At 71.1% G+C, this 13828-nt stretch carries 13 protein-coding genes; 7 read left to right on the forward strand and 6 right to left on the reverse strand.

All coding sequences use genetic code 11. From position 1 onward, the window contains the following. Nucleotide 1 precedes the first annotated feature (1 nt). Together FHX52_RS18500 and FHX52_RS18505 are read right to left on the reverse strand one after the other, a co-directional pair. Nucleotides 2-925: an alpha-E domain-containing protein gene (locus FHX52_RS18500; protein WP_141823869.1), complete on the reverse strand. Its 924-nt coding sequence runs from the start codon at nucleotides 923-925 to the stop codon at nucleotides 2-4. After that, a complete protein-coding gene (locus FHX52_RS18505) occupies nucleotides 919-2472 on the reverse strand; it encodes a circularly permuted type 2 ATP-grasp protein (RefSeq protein ID WP_141824759.1) in 1554 nt (517 codons plus the stop codon). The genes FHX52_RS18500 and FHX52_RS18505 overlap by 7 nt, the downstream gene beginning before the upstream one ends. Before the next feature lie 323 nt (nucleotides 2473-2795). Here FHX52_RS18505 and FHX52_RS18510 point away from each other — a divergent pair, with 323 nt between their 5' ends. Beyond that, nucleotides 2796-3320, forward strand: coding sequence for a mycothiol transferase (locus tag FHX52_RS18510; protein WP_141823870.1), 525 nt, complete (start codon nucleotides 2796-2798; stop codon nucleotides 3318-3320). A 146-nt stretch (nucleotides 3321-3466) separates the two neighbouring features. Here the strand turns inward: FHX52_RS18510 and FHX52_RS18515 are convergent, their stop codons facing one another. Beyond that, a complete protein-coding gene (locus FHX52_RS18515; RefSeq protein WP_141823871.1) occupies nucleotides 3467-3820 on the reverse strand; it encodes an ArsR/SmtB family transcription factor in 354 nt (117 codons plus the stop codon). A gap of 137 nt (nucleotides 3821-3957) precedes the next feature. Between FHX52_RS18515 and arsB the strand changes: the two genes are divergently transcribed. The 3 genes from arsB to FHX52_RS18530 all read left to right on the forward strand — a co-directional run bounded on the left by arsB (nucleotide 3958) and on the right by FHX52_RS18530 (nucleotide 7379). After that, a complete protein-coding gene (gene arsB / locus FHX52_RS18520; RefSeq protein WP_141823872.1) occupies nucleotides 3958-5082 on the forward strand; it encodes an ACR3 family arsenite efflux transporter in 1125 nt (374 codons plus the stop codon). Then, on the forward strand, nucleotides 5079-6872 hold the full coding sequence (gene arsA, locus FHX52_RS18525) for an arsenical pump-driving ATPase (RefSeq protein ID WP_221630661.1): 1794 nt from the start codon (nucleotides 5079-5081) through the stop codon (nucleotides 6870-6872). The genes arsB and arsA overlap by 4 nt, the downstream gene beginning before the upstream one ends. Nucleotides 6873-6962: 90 nt before the next feature. Then, nucleotides 6963-7379, forward strand: a complete 417-nt coding sequence (locus tag FHX52_RS18530; RefSeq protein WP_141823873.1) for an arsenate reductase ArsC — start codon at nucleotides 6963-6965, stop codon at nucleotides 7377-7379. 102 nt (nucleotides 7380-7481) lie between these two features. Here the strand turns inward: FHX52_RS18530 and FHX52_RS18535 are convergent, their stop codons facing one another. From FHX52_RS18535 to FHX52_RS18545, 3 genes are all read right to left on the reverse strand, one after another. Beyond that, entirely contained in the window at nucleotides 7482-8633 is a 1152-nt protein-coding gene (locus FHX52_RS18535) for an ArsO family NAD(P)H-dependent flavin-containing monooxygenase (RefSeq protein WP_141823874.1), read from the reverse strand. An 8-nt stretch (nucleotides 8634-8641) separates the two neighbouring features. After that, on the reverse strand, nucleotides 8642-8995 hold the full coding sequence (locus FHX52_RS18540; RefSeq protein WP_141823875.1) for an ArsR/SmtB family transcription factor: 354 nt from the start codon (nucleotides 8993-8995) through the stop codon (nucleotides 8642-8644). Nucleotides 8996-9057: 62 nt separating this feature from the next. Then, nucleotides 9058-10854, reverse strand: a complete 1797-nt coding sequence (locus FHX52_RS18545) for an alpha-glucosidase (RefSeq protein ID WP_141823876.1) — start codon at nucleotides 10852-10854, stop codon at nucleotides 9058-9060. 84 nt (nucleotides 10855-10938) lie between these two features. On the opposite strand from FHX52_RS18545, the gene FHX52_RS18550 reads away from it, so the two are divergent. The 3 genes from FHX52_RS18550 (at nucleotide 10939) to FHX52_RS18560 (ending at nucleotide 13788) form a co-directional block, all read left to right on the forward strand. Then, nucleotides 10939-11790 carry a CPBP family intramembrane glutamic endopeptidase gene (locus FHX52_RS18550; RefSeq protein WP_141823877.1) on the forward strand — a complete coding sequence of 284 codons (852 nt, stop codon included), beginning with the start codon at nucleotides 10939-10941 and terminating at the stop codon, nucleotides 11788-11790. A 27-nt stretch (nucleotides 11791-11817) separates the two neighbouring features. Continuing rightward, nucleotides 11818-12327, forward strand: coding sequence for a GNAT family N-acetyltransferase (locus tag FHX52_RS18555; protein ID WP_141823878.1), 510 nt, complete (start codon nucleotides 11818-11820; stop codon nucleotides 12325-12327). Between the two features lie 141 nt (nucleotides 12328-12468). After that, nucleotides 12469-13788 (forward strand): hypothetical protein, encoded by a 1320-nt coding sequence (locus FHX52_RS18560; protein ID WP_141823879.1) that lies wholly within the window; start codon nucleotides 12469-12471, stop codon nucleotides 13786-13788. Nucleotides 13789-13828: the final 40 nt, after the last annotated feature.

Genomic DNA, 13828 nt, shown 5'->3' on the forward strand with positions numbered 1-13828 from the left:
GTCAGATGAGCTCCTCGGTCCACGTGGGCAGCGGGCCGGACTGGAAGTAGCGCTCGGCGATGGCGGCGGAGGCGGCGGTGACCGCGGTCTGCACGGCCTGCATCTGCACAGGCAGGCCCGCGACGACGTCGGAGGTGATGCCGTACTCGAGCACGGTGCGGATGCTGCCGAGCCGGCGTCGTGCCTCGTCCGAGACGCCGAGCCGCTCGACCTCCGGCGAGAGCGAGCGCAGACGCGACTCGGCCTCGGTGAGGGCGAAGAGCACCGAGCGGGGGAACTGCCGGTCGAGGGCGAGGAACGCTGCGGCGCGCTCGTCGGTGAGCATGCCGCGGTGGCTGCGCATGAAGGCCTGCTGGGCGCCGCAGCTCGACAGCACCGCCGACCACGGCGGCCCACCGCTCGAGAGCCCTCCCGTCGCGACGAGCCGGGCCGTCATGTCGGCGCGCTCGAGGGCGCGGCCGAGCACGAGGAACTGCCACGCGTCGTCGTGGCTCATCGTCGAGTCGGATATGCCGGCGATGAGCGAGGCCCGCTCGCGCACCCACGACAGGTGGCGCTCGGTCACGCTGTGGCGGCCGAGGCCGTTCCACCGGTGCCACGTCGTGTTGATGCTCTCCCACAGCTCGGTCGAGAGCGTCTCCCGCGCGCGGCGGGCGTTCTCGCGCGCGGCGTGCAGGGCGCCCGTGACCGAGCTCGTCGACGACCGGTCGAAGACGAGCCGGGAGCCGACATCAGCGACGCTCGTGGGCCCACTCACCGGCATACCCATGATGACGCCGAGCACCGTTGCGGCTGAAGCCGACTCGTCGGCGGTGGGGTCCTCGAGGAGCTGGAGGCGCAGGGCGTCGACGATGCGGGCGGTGCCGTCGGCGCGCTCGACGTAGCGGCCGATCCAGAAGAGCGACTCGGCGATGCGGCTCAGCACGAGCCCTCACCCCCGCCGCCCTGGCGCTGGGTCTGCTGCTGTTGTTGCTGCTGGGCGCGCAGCGAGTCCTCGTAGGAGGCGGTCGGGGGTGTCATGACGATGACCTCCCGGCCGTCCTGGGCCCGTTTGGCCGGACCGCCGACGGGAGTGCCGCGGGCGGCGAGCACCCAGGTGTCCTTCGAGCCACCGCCCTGGCTGGAGTTGACGACGAGCTCACCCTCGGGCAGGGCGACGCGCGTGAGTCCGCCTGGCAGCACACGGATCTCGTCACCGTCGTTGACGGCGAAGGGCCGCAGGTCGACGTGGCGCGGGGCCAGGCGGCCGTCGATGAAGGTGGGCACGGTCGAGAGCTGAACGACGGGCTGGGCGATCCAGTTGCGCGGGTTGGCGCGCAGGGTGGCGCGCAGCTTGTCGAGCGTCGGCCCGTCGGCGCGCGGGCCGATGACGATGCCCTTGCCGCCGGAGCCGTCGACCGGCTTGACGACCATCGAGTCGAGGTTGTCGAGCACGTGCTGGAGCGCCTCGGGCTCGTTGCACCGGTAGGTGTCGACGTTGGGGAGGATCGGGTCCTCGTCGAGATAGAAGCGGATGAGGTCGGGCAGGTAGCTGTAGACCAGCTTGTCGTCGGCGACGCCGTTGCCGACCGCGTTGGCGAGCGAGACCCGGCCCGCGCGCATCGCCGAGACGAGGCCGGCGACGCCGAGCACCGAGTCGCCGCGGAAGTGCACGGGGTCGAGGAACTCGTCGTCGACGCGGCGGTAGATGACGTCGACGGGCCGGTCGCCCGAGGTCGTGCGCATGCGCACCTGGCCGCCGGTGCAGACGAGGTCGCGGCCCTCGACGAGCTCGACGCCCATCATCCGCGCGAGCAGGGCGTGCTCGAAGTAGGCGCTGTTGTAGACGCCCGGCGTCAGCACGACGACCGTCGGGTCGTGGGCGCCGTCGGGCGCCGACGCGCGCAGGGCTGACAGCAGCATGCGCGGGTAGTCGTGCACCGGTCGGATGCGCATCGTCGCGAACGCCTCGGGGAAGACGTTGGCCATGGCGCGCCGGTTGGCGATGACGTAGCTGACACCCGAGGGCACCCGCACGTTGTCCTCGAGCACGCGGAAGGTGCCGTGCTCGTCGCGGATGAGGTCGACGCCGGCGACCTGGATCCGCACGCCGTTCGCGGGCCGGATGCCCATGACGGCACGGTGGTAGTGGCTGGAGCTCGCGATGAGCTGCCACGGCAGGATGCCCTGGTGCACCGCCCGGGGGATGTCGCCCTCGCGGGAGTAGATGTCGTCGAGCAGGGCCTCGAGGGCGGTGACGCGCTGGATGACGCCGGACTCGATGACGTCCCACTCGTGGGCCGAGATGACGCGGGGCACGGCGTCGAGCGGGAAGGGCCGCTCCTCGCCGGCGTGGTCGAACGTCACGCCCTGGTCGAGGTAGTTGCGCGCGAGGGTCTCGACGCGCTCGGTCAGCGAGGTCGACGTCATGGAGCGGAGCGTGTGGTGCACGGCCTTGTAGGTCGTGCGGGGGCTCCCCGCGTCGGCGAGCATCTCGTCCCACGCGCGGTGGGGGTCGTATCCGTCGAAGAGGGCGCCGACCGGTGGGTCGGTGCCGTGGGTCGCGTCGACGGTGAGGTCCTCACTCACGGGCGCCAGCGTAGGGAGGTCGTGTCACCGGGAGTTCACCGTCACGTGAACGACGTGTTTCGCTCTCGGCCAGCCCAAGTCGAGTGGCCACAATCTGCCGCCCACCCCAAGTCGAGTGGCCACTCCTGGTCGCTCCCGCGAAGTCGAGTGGCCAGTTCTCGTCGCATCCCATTGCCGTATGCCGTGTGGCTGGCGAGCATCGGCGCGATGCTGGGTAGGTGGACGACGTGACGACGGACCTGGCCCGTGACCTCCTGACCGACGGCTTCGAACGCATCCGTGACGGCCTGCCACGGGTTGTCGAGGGGCTCTCCGTGGACGAGCTGCTCTGGCGACCCGATGCCGACGCCAACCACGTCGCCTGGCTGCTCTGGCACCTCGCCCGGCAGCAGGACGACCAGGCCGCGGCGCTCGCCGAGGCCGACTCGGCCTGGCGCGCCGACGGCTGGTTCGATCGCTTCGGCCTGCCCTACCCGCCCGAGGCCCATGGCTGGAGCATGAGCTCCGGCGACGTCGGGCGGTTCACCGTCGCCGACCCAGGGTTCTTCGCGGGCTATCACGCGGCGGTGCACGAGCGGACGGTGCGCTACCTCGCGAGCCTCGACGCGGCGGCATACGCGCGGGTGATCGACACGCGCTGGGACCCGCCGGTCACCGTCGGTGCGCGCCTCATCTCTGTGCTGGACGACGCGGCCAAGCACCTCGGTCAGGCGGAGTACGTCAAGGGTCTGATCACCCGCCGCCGCCCCTGACCACCACCCCCCAATCGAAAGAGCACTTCGTCGGGAGCGTGCCCACGGCAGGCGGGGCGGTCTCAACTACCAATCGAAAGAGCACTTCGTCGGGAGGCCAGCCCCCGCCGTGAGCCGACGAACTGCCCATTCGATTGAGACGGAGATCAGGCGAGGAAGCCGCGGATCGCGTCGAGCCGGGCGGCGTCGAGCCGGAACCAGGCCCACGTGCCTCGGCGCTCCCGGGTGAGGATGCCCGCGTCGACGAGGGTCTTGAGGTGGTGGCTCACGGTGGGCTGCGAGACGGGCACGGCCTCGGTCATGTCGCACACGCAGGCCTCGCGGTTCGGGGAGGCGCTGATGATGCTGAGCAGCTGGAGGCGCACGGGGTCGGCCAGCGCCTTGAGCAGGGCTGCCCGGCGCTCCGCCTCCTCACGGTCGAGCGCGACAACCGGGGACGACCCGCAGTCGTCGACGCGCGGCAGCTGCTGCGGCGTGGTGCTCAGTGTCGTGATGCTCACGCGTTCACCTTCCGTTCGCTTCCATCGAACAGTCTCAATGTTGACACACGTCGATACAACTGCCAACGTTGAAGTATCGACCGCGGTCGATAACCAGTCGACGGGTGACCGTCACAGACGACGTTCGAAGGACATCGGTGAGCCGACCTGCCAGCCCCAGTGCCCCCACGCAGACCGCCTCGACCGGTCACGAGCCAGTGGCGGCCAAGCTGTCGACGCTCGACCGCTTCCTGCCGGTGTGGATCGGCGTCGCGATGCTCGTCGGGCTCCTGCTCGGCCGCGTCGTCCCCGGCCTCGGCGACGGGTTGGCGAAGGTGGAGGTCGACGGGGTCTCGCTGCCGATCGCGCTCGGACTGCTCGTCATGATGTATCCGGTGCTGGCCAAGGTCCGCTACGACCGGCTCGACTCGGTCACGGGCGACAAACGCATGCTGGTCAGCTCCCTGTTCCTCAACTGGGTGATCGGGCCGGCGCTGATGTTCGCGCTCGCCTGGATCTTCCTGCCCGACCTGCCGGCCTACCGCACCGGCCTCATCATCGTCGGGCTCGCCCGTTGCATCGCCATGGTCATCATCTGGAACGACCTCGCCTGCGGTGACCGCGAGGCGGCCGCGGTCCTCGTCGCACTGAACTCGATCTTCCAGGTCATCGCCTTCGCCGGCCTCGGCTGGTTCTACCTCTCGGTGCTGCCCGGCTGGCTCGGCCTCGAGCAGACCGGCATCGACGCCTCCCCCTGGGACATCGCTCGCTCGGTGCTCATCTTCCTCGGCATCCCTCTGCTGGCCGGCTTCCTCTCGCGCCGCATCGGCGAGAAGCGCCGCGGGCGCGAGTGGTACGAGTCGACCTTCATCCCGCGCGTCGCGCCGTGGGCGCTCTACGGGCTCCTCTTCACGATCGTCATCCTCTTCGCCCTACAGGGCGACGCGATCACCTCCAACCCGCTCGACGTCGTGCGCATCGCCGTGCCGCTGCTGCTCTACTTCGCCCTCATGTGGGGCGGCGGCTTCGCCCTCGGTGCCGGGCTCGGCCTGGGCTACGAGCGCACCGCCACCCTCGCCTTCACCGCCGCCGGCAACAACTTCGAGCTCGCGATCGCCGTGGCCATCGCGACCTTCGGGGCTGCTTCCGGGCAGGCCATCGCCGGTGTTGTCGGACCGCTCATCGAGGTGCCCGCGCTCGTCGCGCTCGTCTACGTCAGCCTCGCCCTCCGCAAGCGCTTCACCGCTTCGCCGCAGGTCATCTCGGGGTCCGGCGCAGGATGATGCCGACGCCGCTGTTCCTCGAGTCGCTGCCGCGGTTCCTCTTCTTCACGGGCAAGGGCGGCGTCGGCAAGACCTCGCTCGCGTGCGCCGCCGCGGTGCGCCTCGCCGAGCAGGGCAAGCGGGTGCTGCTGACGAGCACCGACCCCGCATCGAACGTCGGGCAGGTGTTCGGCGTCGCGATCGGCAACGCGATCACTCCCGTGCCGAGCGTGCCGGGTCTCGATGCCCTCGAGATCGACCCGCAGCAGGCGGCCGATGCCTACCGGGCGACCATCATCGACCCGGTGCGCGATCTCCTGCCGCCCGACGAGGTCGCCTCGATGACCGAGCAGCTCTCCGGCGCGTGCACCACCGAGATCGCGTCGTTCAACGAGTTCACCTCGCTGCTGGCTGACGAGGCGGTCACCGCCGCCTACGACCACGTGCTCTTCGACACCGCCCCGACCGGGCACACCGTCCGGTTGCTCCAGCTGCCGGGAGACTGGACGACCTACCTCTCCGACGGCAAGGGTGACGTGTCCTGCCTCGGCCCGATCGCCGGTCTCGACCGGCTGCGTCACGACTACGCGGGAGCCCTCGCGGCACTGACCGACCCGGAGCGCACCCGCCTCGTCCTCGTGACCCGCCCGCAGCACTCGTCCATCACGGAGACGGCGCGCACGTTCGGCGAACTGCGTGCCCTGGGCATGACCAACGCGCACCTTGTCGTCAACGGCGTCATGCCGGCGTATGCCGCCCCCGACGTCGTCGTCGACGCTATCCGGGCGCGTGAGCAGGCAGCAGTCGACGCCCTCCCCGACGAGCTGGTCGCGCTGCCGCGAACGACCGTGCCGCTGCTGGCCGCCAACACCGTCGGTGTGCCGTCGCTGCGCGCACTTCTCGACCAGGGTCAGACTGCTGCGCCGGTCGATGGGCTCGAACCGGCCGCTCTGCCAGAGGGATTCATCGGTCTCGGGGCTCTCGTCGATGAGCTCGAGGTCGGCGGCCACGGTCTCGTGATGTGCATGGGCAAGGGGGGCGTCGGCAAGACCACGGTCGCTGCAGCCGTTGCGCTCGAGCTCGCCGGCCGCGGGCACGAGGTGCTCCTGACGACGACCGACCCCGCCGCACACCTGAGCCAGACCTTGCAGGCAGAGGCGCCGCGCCTCACCGTGGAGCGCATCGACCCGGCGCAAGCGATCACCGACTACCGCGCTCGCGTCATGGCGGGCAAGGGCAAGTCACTCGACGACGCAGGCCAGGCCGCACTGGCCGAGGACCTCAAGTCGCCGTGCACCGACGAGGTGGCTGTCTTCCAGCAGTTCTCGCACGTCGTGTTCCAGGCCCGCAAGCAGTTCGTCGTGCTCGACACCGCACCGACCGGCCACACGCTGCTGCTGCTCGACGCGACCGGGTCCTACCACCGCGAGATTCTGCGTCAGATGAGCGAGGGTGCGCGCTTCGTCACCCCGCTGATGCGCCTTCAGGACCCGACCCAGACCAAGGTCGTCATCGTCACCCTCCCCGAGACGACTCCCGTGCTCGAGGCCGAGGAGCTGCAGGACGACCTGGCCCGCGCCGGCATCACGCCGTGGGCCTGGGTCGTCAACGGCAGCCTCACGGCCGCGGCCCCCACCTCGCCCTTCCTGCGCGCCCGCGCCCAAGCCGAAGCCCAACCACTCGCTCGCGTGAACGAGCTCTGCGGCCGCGTCGCCGTCCTGCCGCTGCTGGCCCACGAGCCGGTCGGCCCCGCAGCCCTGTCCGAGCTGACGAAACCCGCCACGGAGGGCTCTCTGATCGATGCGCACTGACGACACCGACGTCGTGCCCGACCACTGCCTCGGCGACTGAGCCGATCCGCCGCACCGTTCCTCCAGACCATCATCGAGCAAGGAGCTCCCATGACTGACAAGCCCAGCGTGCTGTTCGTCTGCGTCCACAACGCCGGCCGGTCCCAGATGGCTGCGGCCTATCTGGCCCACCTCTCCGGCGGCGCCGTCGAGGTGCGCTCGGCGGGCTCGGCCCCGGCCGACCAGGTCAACCCTTCGGCCGTCGCCGCGATGGCGGAGGAAGGCATCGACATCACCGCCGAGGTGCCCAAGGTGCTGACGACCGACGCAGTGCAGGAGTCCGACGTCGTCATCACCATGGGCTGCGGCGACACGTGCCCGATCTTCCCTGGCAAGCGCTACGAGGACTGGGAGCTCGAGGACCCTGCCGGTCAGGGCCTCGAGTCGGTGCGCCCCATCCGCGACGAGATCAGGCAGCGAGTGCTCGGCCTCCTCGACTCCCTCGACGTCGCACCTGTGAGTCGCTGACGTCGGGACCGTGCCCCCGAGGGTCCGTTGACATCGTGTGCTCAGTTGCCGTCGCGGTATGCGTTGGGCGTGGCCGGCGGGAACGAGCCGTTCGACGGCAACTCAGCGTGCGTTGATGCCCGGCTTCGCGAGACCCGCCGCGATCTCGCGCACGGCCTGCCGGGCGGTGCGTCCGACGCCGATGAGGGTTGCCGACGCCGGACCGGTCCAGTCGCCGTAGCCGACGAGGTGCAGGCGCGGCTCGTCGGCCGCCCGGGTGCCGATGGTCGCCGGGTGGGTGCCGTCACGGCGCAGCCCGAGCGGCGCGAGGTGCGGCAGGTCCGGGCGGAAGCCCGTGCACCAGAGGATCACGTCGGCGTCCTGCCGTGCCCCGTCGCCCCACTCGATGCCGGTCGGGGTCAGGCGCTCGAACATCGCCTCGGCCTGGAGCACTCCCCGGTCACGGGCATCCCGCACCGACTCGACCATGACGACGTCGCCGAGCCCGGCCACTCCCCCGGTGTCGGGCTCACCGGCGTCGAGGGCGAGCCGTCGGGCCGTGGCGACGTCGAAGAGCACGCGCCCGTCGACGTCGTCGGGCAGGAAGCGCGGCGGGCGCAACGTCACCCACGTCGTTTCGGCGACGAGCGAGACCTCCGCCAGCAGCTGCGCGGCCGTGTTGCCGCCGCCCACGACGACGACCCGCCGACCGGCATACGGCTCCGGACCGCGATAGTCGCTGCTGTGCAGCTGCTCACCGGTGAAGGAGCCTGCCCCCGGGTAGTGCGGGACGAAAGGCCTGCCCCACGTGCCGGTCGCGCTGACGACTGCGCGTGCCCGCCACGTCGCGCCGACGCCGCCTGACGCGGGCGGCGTGGTGGTGACGAGCAGGAGCCCGGCAGGGTCGTCGTCGCCACACGTGACGGCGGTGACCCGCTGCCCGTGGAGCACCGGTAGGTCGTAGCGATGCTCGTAGCGCTCGAGGTAGTCGACGACGTGGCTCGCCGGCGGGTAGTCGGTGTCGGCCGACGGCATCATCCACCCCGGGAGCGAGGAGTAAGCAGGCGGTGAGAAGAGCCGCATCGACGGCCACAGGTGCTGCCACGCCCCACCCGGGCGGTCATTGGCGTCGAGCACGACGACGTCACTGAGCCCCACGAAACCAGCACGCCGCAGGTGGTAGCCAACCGCGAGTCCCGCCTGGCCGCCACCCACCACGACGACGTCGAGCGGGCGCTGCGGGTCGACGCTCGCCGCGCCCGACCGGCTGGACATGGCGGCTGTCAGCGGGTCGGGGACAGCATCGTGGCCATCGCGTCGAGCACGCCCGGAGCGACCCGGTAGTAGACCCAGCTGCCACGGCGCTCGGAGGTCAGCAGCCCCGCCTCGCGCAGCTTCTTGAGGTGGTGCGAGACGGTCGGCTGCGAGACGCCGACGTCCTGGATGTCGCACACGCAGGCCTCCCCGTCGTCGGCGGAGGCGACGTTGGCGAAGAGGCGCAGCCGCACCGGGTCGCCGAGGGCCTTGAACATGCCGGCCATGACCTCGGCGTCGGTCGCCGTGAGGGCACCGGCCGTGACCGGCGGGCAGCAAGGCGCCGTCGGTGCGGAGATCGCGACCAGACCCAGATTCGACATGTGTCTATCTTGACACTCATGGGCCGGATCGGACCGCCCACGGCCGGGGCGCAGGTGTCCGCTCAGTCCCTCAGCGCGTAGATCCGCGACTCCCACGGGGCGAGGTCGAGCCCCGTGCTGCCGGGGTGGGTGGCGAGCAGGACCTCCGCCCCGTCGAGCGGCGGCAGCTCCTCGGACGGTGCAGTGACGGCATACGACGAGCAGTTGGCCAGCACGAGCAGGCGGTCACTGCCGAGCGTTCGGGTGATGACCCACAGCTGCTCGTGGTCGGGCAGCAGCAGCTCGAACCTTCCGTCGACGACGACGGGGCTCGTGTGGCGCAGCTCGATGAGCGATCGGTAGTGGGCAAACACCGAGCGCGGATCAGCTTGTGCTGCAACGGCATTGATCGTCTTGTGGTTGGGGTTGACTGGCAGCCAAGGCTGCCCGCTCGTGAAGCCGCCGTATGCCGTGTCGTCCCACTGCATCGGAGTGCGGGCGTTGTCGCGGCTCTTGACCGCGAGCGACCGGAGCACCGTCTCGGGGTCGACGCCGAGGACGAGCGCGGCCGCGTGGTAGTTGACCGACTCGATGTCGCGGTAGTGCCCGATCTCGGCGAAGCCGGCGTTCGTCATGCCGAGCTCCTCGCCCTGGTAGACGTAGGGCGTGCCGCGGTGCAGGTGCAGGACCGTCGCGAGGGTCTTGGCGGAGTGGACCCGGTGCTCGTCGCTGTCGTCGCCGAAGCGCGACACGGCGCGCGGCTGGTCGTGGTTGTTCCAGTAGAGCGAGTTCCACCCGACGTCGGCCAGCCCGAGCTGCCACGACTCGAGGTTGCGCTTGAGCACCGGCAGGGGCAGGTCCGCGAGGTCCCACTTGAGCCCGCCCGGAGCGACGTCGAGGTCGACGTGCTCGAAGGTGAAGACCATGTTGAGCTCGTCGCGGCTCGGGTCGGTGACCCGGCGTGCCACCTCGATGGTCGACCCAGGCATCTCACCGACGGAGAGCAGGTGCTGGTCGGTGAGGCCCACCTCGCGGTTCATCTCGGCGAGGAACTCGTCGAGGCGCGGCCCGTTCGCCGATCCGGGGAAGGCGGACCCGTGGGGCTGACCGGGGCCCTGGGGACCGTCGGGCAGCGTGACGTCCTTGGAGATGAAGTTGATGACATCCATGCGGAAGCCGTCGACGCCCCGGTCGACCCACCAGCGCATCATCGCGTAGACCGCCTCGCGTACCTCCGGGTTCTCCCAGTTGAGGTCGGGCTGCTTGGGCGAGAAGAGGTGGAGGTAGTACTCCCCGCTCTGCTCGTCGAGGTGCCAGGCCGGACCGGAGAAGGCCGCTCCCCAGTTGTTGGGCTCGGCACCCGGGGCGCCGGGCTCGTGACCCGGGCGCGCCGGCCGCCACCAGTACCAGTCGCGCTTGGGCGAGCTCGGGTCGCGCGACTCGACGAACCACGGGTGCTCGTCGGAGGTGTGGTTGACGACGAGGTCCATGACGAGCCGCAGGCCCCGCTCGTGGCAGCCGGCGATGAGCGCGTCGAGGTCGTCCAGCGAGCCGAAGAGGGGGTCGACGTCCTGGTAGTCGCTGATGTCGTAGCCGTTGTCGTCCATCGGCGAGCGGTACACCGGCGAGAGCCAGAGCACGTCGACGCCGAGGTCGCTCAGGTAGTCGAGGCGTGACGTGATGCCCGCCAGGTCACCGACACCGTCGCCGTTGCTGTCGCAGAACGACCGCGGGTAGATCTGGTAGACCACGGCGTTGCGCCACCAGTCCGCCGCGCGGTTGGCGGGCGCGTGGGCGGCCGCGTGGTCGGCGGCTTCGGCGCCCGCGTCCGCGAGGGTGCTGGAGGCGGACGGGAGCGAGCGGGACGGTGAGGAGGTCACCGCCCGATCCTTCCAGTCGAGCCACCTCGGGGCGAGCCTCTACCACAGGCCCTCCACAGGTTGACGTGGGACCATGGAGGGAACATGACGACGCCCGTGCTGACCCTCACCGCCACTCCCGATGCACATCTGCACACCTCTGGGACCTCTGCGTCTGACGCGTCCCCTGTGACTGCTGAGGTGACCCGTCACTCCGCGGTCACGACGCGCCGCCTGGCGCTCATCGCCCGCGGCCGTCGGGCCCGTCTCGCCTCGACCGTCGTCGTCGTCTTCGCCCTCGTCGGCGTCAACCTCGCCAACCACGTGCTCGGGTGGGACACGATGTGGCTCGGCCCGGCCGGTGCGGTGGCGCTGCTGCTCTTCGCCCGCCTCCAGGGCCTGTCGTGGCACCAGCTCGGGCTCGCCCGACGCACCCACGCCAAGGGCATCCGCTGGGGCCTGGGCGTCATCGCCGTCGTCGCGCTCGTCTACCTCGTCGGGGTGCTGCTCCCCTCGACCCGCACCGCCTTCCTCGACGCGCGCTACCACCTGCCGCCCGCCGGAGCGCTGCTGACAGCCTTCGTCCTCATCCCGGTCGGCACCGTCCTGCTCGAGGAGGTGGCCTTCCGGTCCGTCCTCTGGGGCTTCCTGTCGCGGCACGCCCGCATGTGGCAGGTGCTCGTCGGCTCGTCACTGCTCTTCGGCCTCTGGCACGTCCTCCCCGCAGCGGCCTCCGCGACGGGCAACGCCGCGATCGGCGGTGCGTTCGCCGCACTCGGCGGCTTCGCGAAGGTCGGCGTCATCATCGGCACCGTGCTCTTCACCGCCGCGGGTGGCCTCGTCGCCGGCGAGCTGCGTCGCCGCACCGGCAGCATCTTCGCGAGCGTCGGCATGCACTGGGCGACCAACGCCCTCGGCGTGCTCTTCGGTCTCGTCGCCTGGCAGCTCGCCGGCTGACGCACCCCCGCCTGCGAGACTGGCGCCGTGGATGACGTCACGATCCGTGCGGCCCGGACCGCGGACTACGAGCAGCTCGGCGCGCTGACGGCGTCGGCGTACCTCGACGACGGCCTGCTCGACTTCGGCCGCGACGACCCCTACCTCCGGGTGCTGCGCGACGTCGCCCACCGGGCCGCCCACGGCGAGGTTCTCGTCGCCGTCGACGGCGAGGGGCAGGTTCTCGGCGGCGTGACCTTCGTGCCCGGGCCGGGCCCCTTCGCGGACCTCGCGCATGAGGGCGAGGCCGAGTTCCGGACGCTCGCCGTCGCGCCGGCCGGCCGCGGCCGCGGCGTCGGCACCATCCTCGTGCAGGAGTGCATCGACCGCGCCCGGGCGCTCGGGCGCCGCCGGCTGGTGCTGTCGACGCAGCCGATGATGTATGCCGCCCAGCGGGTCTACGAGCGCGCCGGCTTCACGCGTGCGCCGGGTCGCGACTGGTCGCCCGTGCCCGGGCTCGGCCTGCTCGCCTACGAGCTCGACCTCTCGGGCGGCTGACCCGCTCGGGGGCGGGACGATGCGCCGGCCGATCCACTCTTCTCGAGCGCACTGGCTCCTGCGACCTCACCCGGCGGTGAACCGGTGATACCTTGCGCTCGGCCACCACGGAGGTGATCTTTCGGACAATCAGGGGCGCTCGTGCGACGCAGTCTTCTCCTCGGGGTCGTGACGGCGCTCGCCGTGCTCGCCGCCCCCCTTCTCACCGCACCCGCGGACGCGGCGCCCACGCTGCCCTCCGCGCAGTCAGCGCTGACGGCGGCGCCGGCCACGGCCGCGTCTGCGCCGGCCATGGTGACGGCAGCGGATCCCTGGGTCGTCGGCACGTTCGAGCCGATGTATCGACCCGACCGGCTCTTCGACTCGCGCTGGGCCTCCTTCGGTCGCCCGCTCCGCGCGGGTGAGACGGTCAACGTCAAGGTGGCCGGCCGGGGCGAGGTGCCGGCGCGGGGTCTCGGTGCCGCGGTGCTCAACCTCACCGTCACCCAGCCGTCCCGCAGCGGCAACATCGCCGCGGTCGCGCGGGGGCGGTCGGCATCCGGCACGAGCAGCCTCAACTTCGTCGCAGGTGACACCCGCGCCAACCTCGTCACCGTGCCGCTGGACTCCGAGGGCTGGGTCAGCGTGCGCAACAACGGGACGGGCACGGTCCACGTCATCGTCGACGTGCAGGGCTACTACTACGACGGCTCCGGCACGGTGTCGGGGTACGACTTCTTCCCGCTGGGCTCCCAGCGGGTGCTCGACACGCGCGGTAGCGCGCCGGTGTCACCGGAGGCGACGAAGACCGTCCCGGTTCGCCTGAGCAACCTCAGCCTCTCCAACAGCACGGCCGCCCTCGCCGTCACCGTCACCGTCGTGAGTCCGAGCAGCAGCGGCTACCTCTCCGTCTGGGACGGCATCAACTACCCCAAGACGTCCTACCTCAACTACCGCAAGGGCCAGACGACGACGAACGCCGGCGTCGTGCCGGTCTTCACGCCCGTCGACGACCTCTACACGAGGTACATCGACATCAGCGTCTTCGGCGCCGCCGCGGTCGACGTCATCGTCGACGTCAACGGTGCCTACAGCGCGGCCGAGCCGGGTGGACTCATCTACCGACCGGCCTCCTCGCCCCAGCGCATCGTCGACACCCGGATCGGGCGCGGCACGACCACCCTGGGCACGGCTGACACGAACTGGGTGCAGGCGCCGAGCACGGCCGCCCCTGCTGGCACGCGCGCCGTCGTGGCCAATGTGGCGGCCGTGGCCCCGACCGCCTCGACCTTCCTGTCGCTCTGGTCCTACGGCGCCGGCCGGCCCAAGGGCAGCAACCTCAACCCGGCCGCGGGCCAGACCGTGGCCGGCTTCGCCGTCATGCCGGTCAGCCAGGGGAGGTTCAACATCTACAACCACGCGGGCCGCACGGACGTCGTGGTCGATGCCGTCGGCCGCTTCGAGCCCCACCCCGCGCGCTGATCAGGCGGCCAGCGGCCGGAACGACACCTCGACAGCAGCC

The organism is Humibacillus xanthopallidus (assembly GCF_006717145.1).
Lineage (GTDB): Bacteria > Actinomycetota > Actinomycetes > Actinomycetales > Dermatophilaceae > Humibacillus > Humibacillus xanthopallidus.

What these genes read in the sequence shown, in the direction of transcription:
- FHX52_RS18505 (WP_141824759.1), bottom strand. Translation starts at nt 2,472, where the DNA reads ATGCTCGCCGACGCGGGGAGCCCCCGCACGACCTACAAGGCCGTGCAC.
- arsA (WP_221630661.1), top strand. Translation starts at nt 5,079, where the DNA reads ATGATGCCGACGCCGCTGTTCCTCGAGTCGCTGCCGCGGTTCCTCTTC.
- FHX52_RS18530 (WP_141823873.1), top strand. Translation starts at nt 6,963, where the DNA reads ATGACTGACAAGCCCAGCGTGCTGTTCGTCTGCGTCCACAACGCCGGC.
- FHX52_RS18535 (WP_141823874.1), bottom strand. Translation starts at nt 8,633, where the DNA reads ATGTCCAGCCGGTCGGGCGCGGCGAGCGTCGACCCGCAGCGCCCGCTC.
- FHX52_RS18540 (WP_141823875.1), bottom strand. Translation starts at nt 8,995, where the DNA reads ATGTCGAATCTGGGTCTGGTCGCGATCTCCGCACCGACGGCGCCTTGC.
- FHX52_RS18550 (WP_141823877.1), top strand. Translation starts at nt 10,939, where the DNA reads ATGACGACGCCCGTGCTGACCCTCACCGCCACTCCCGATGCACATCTG.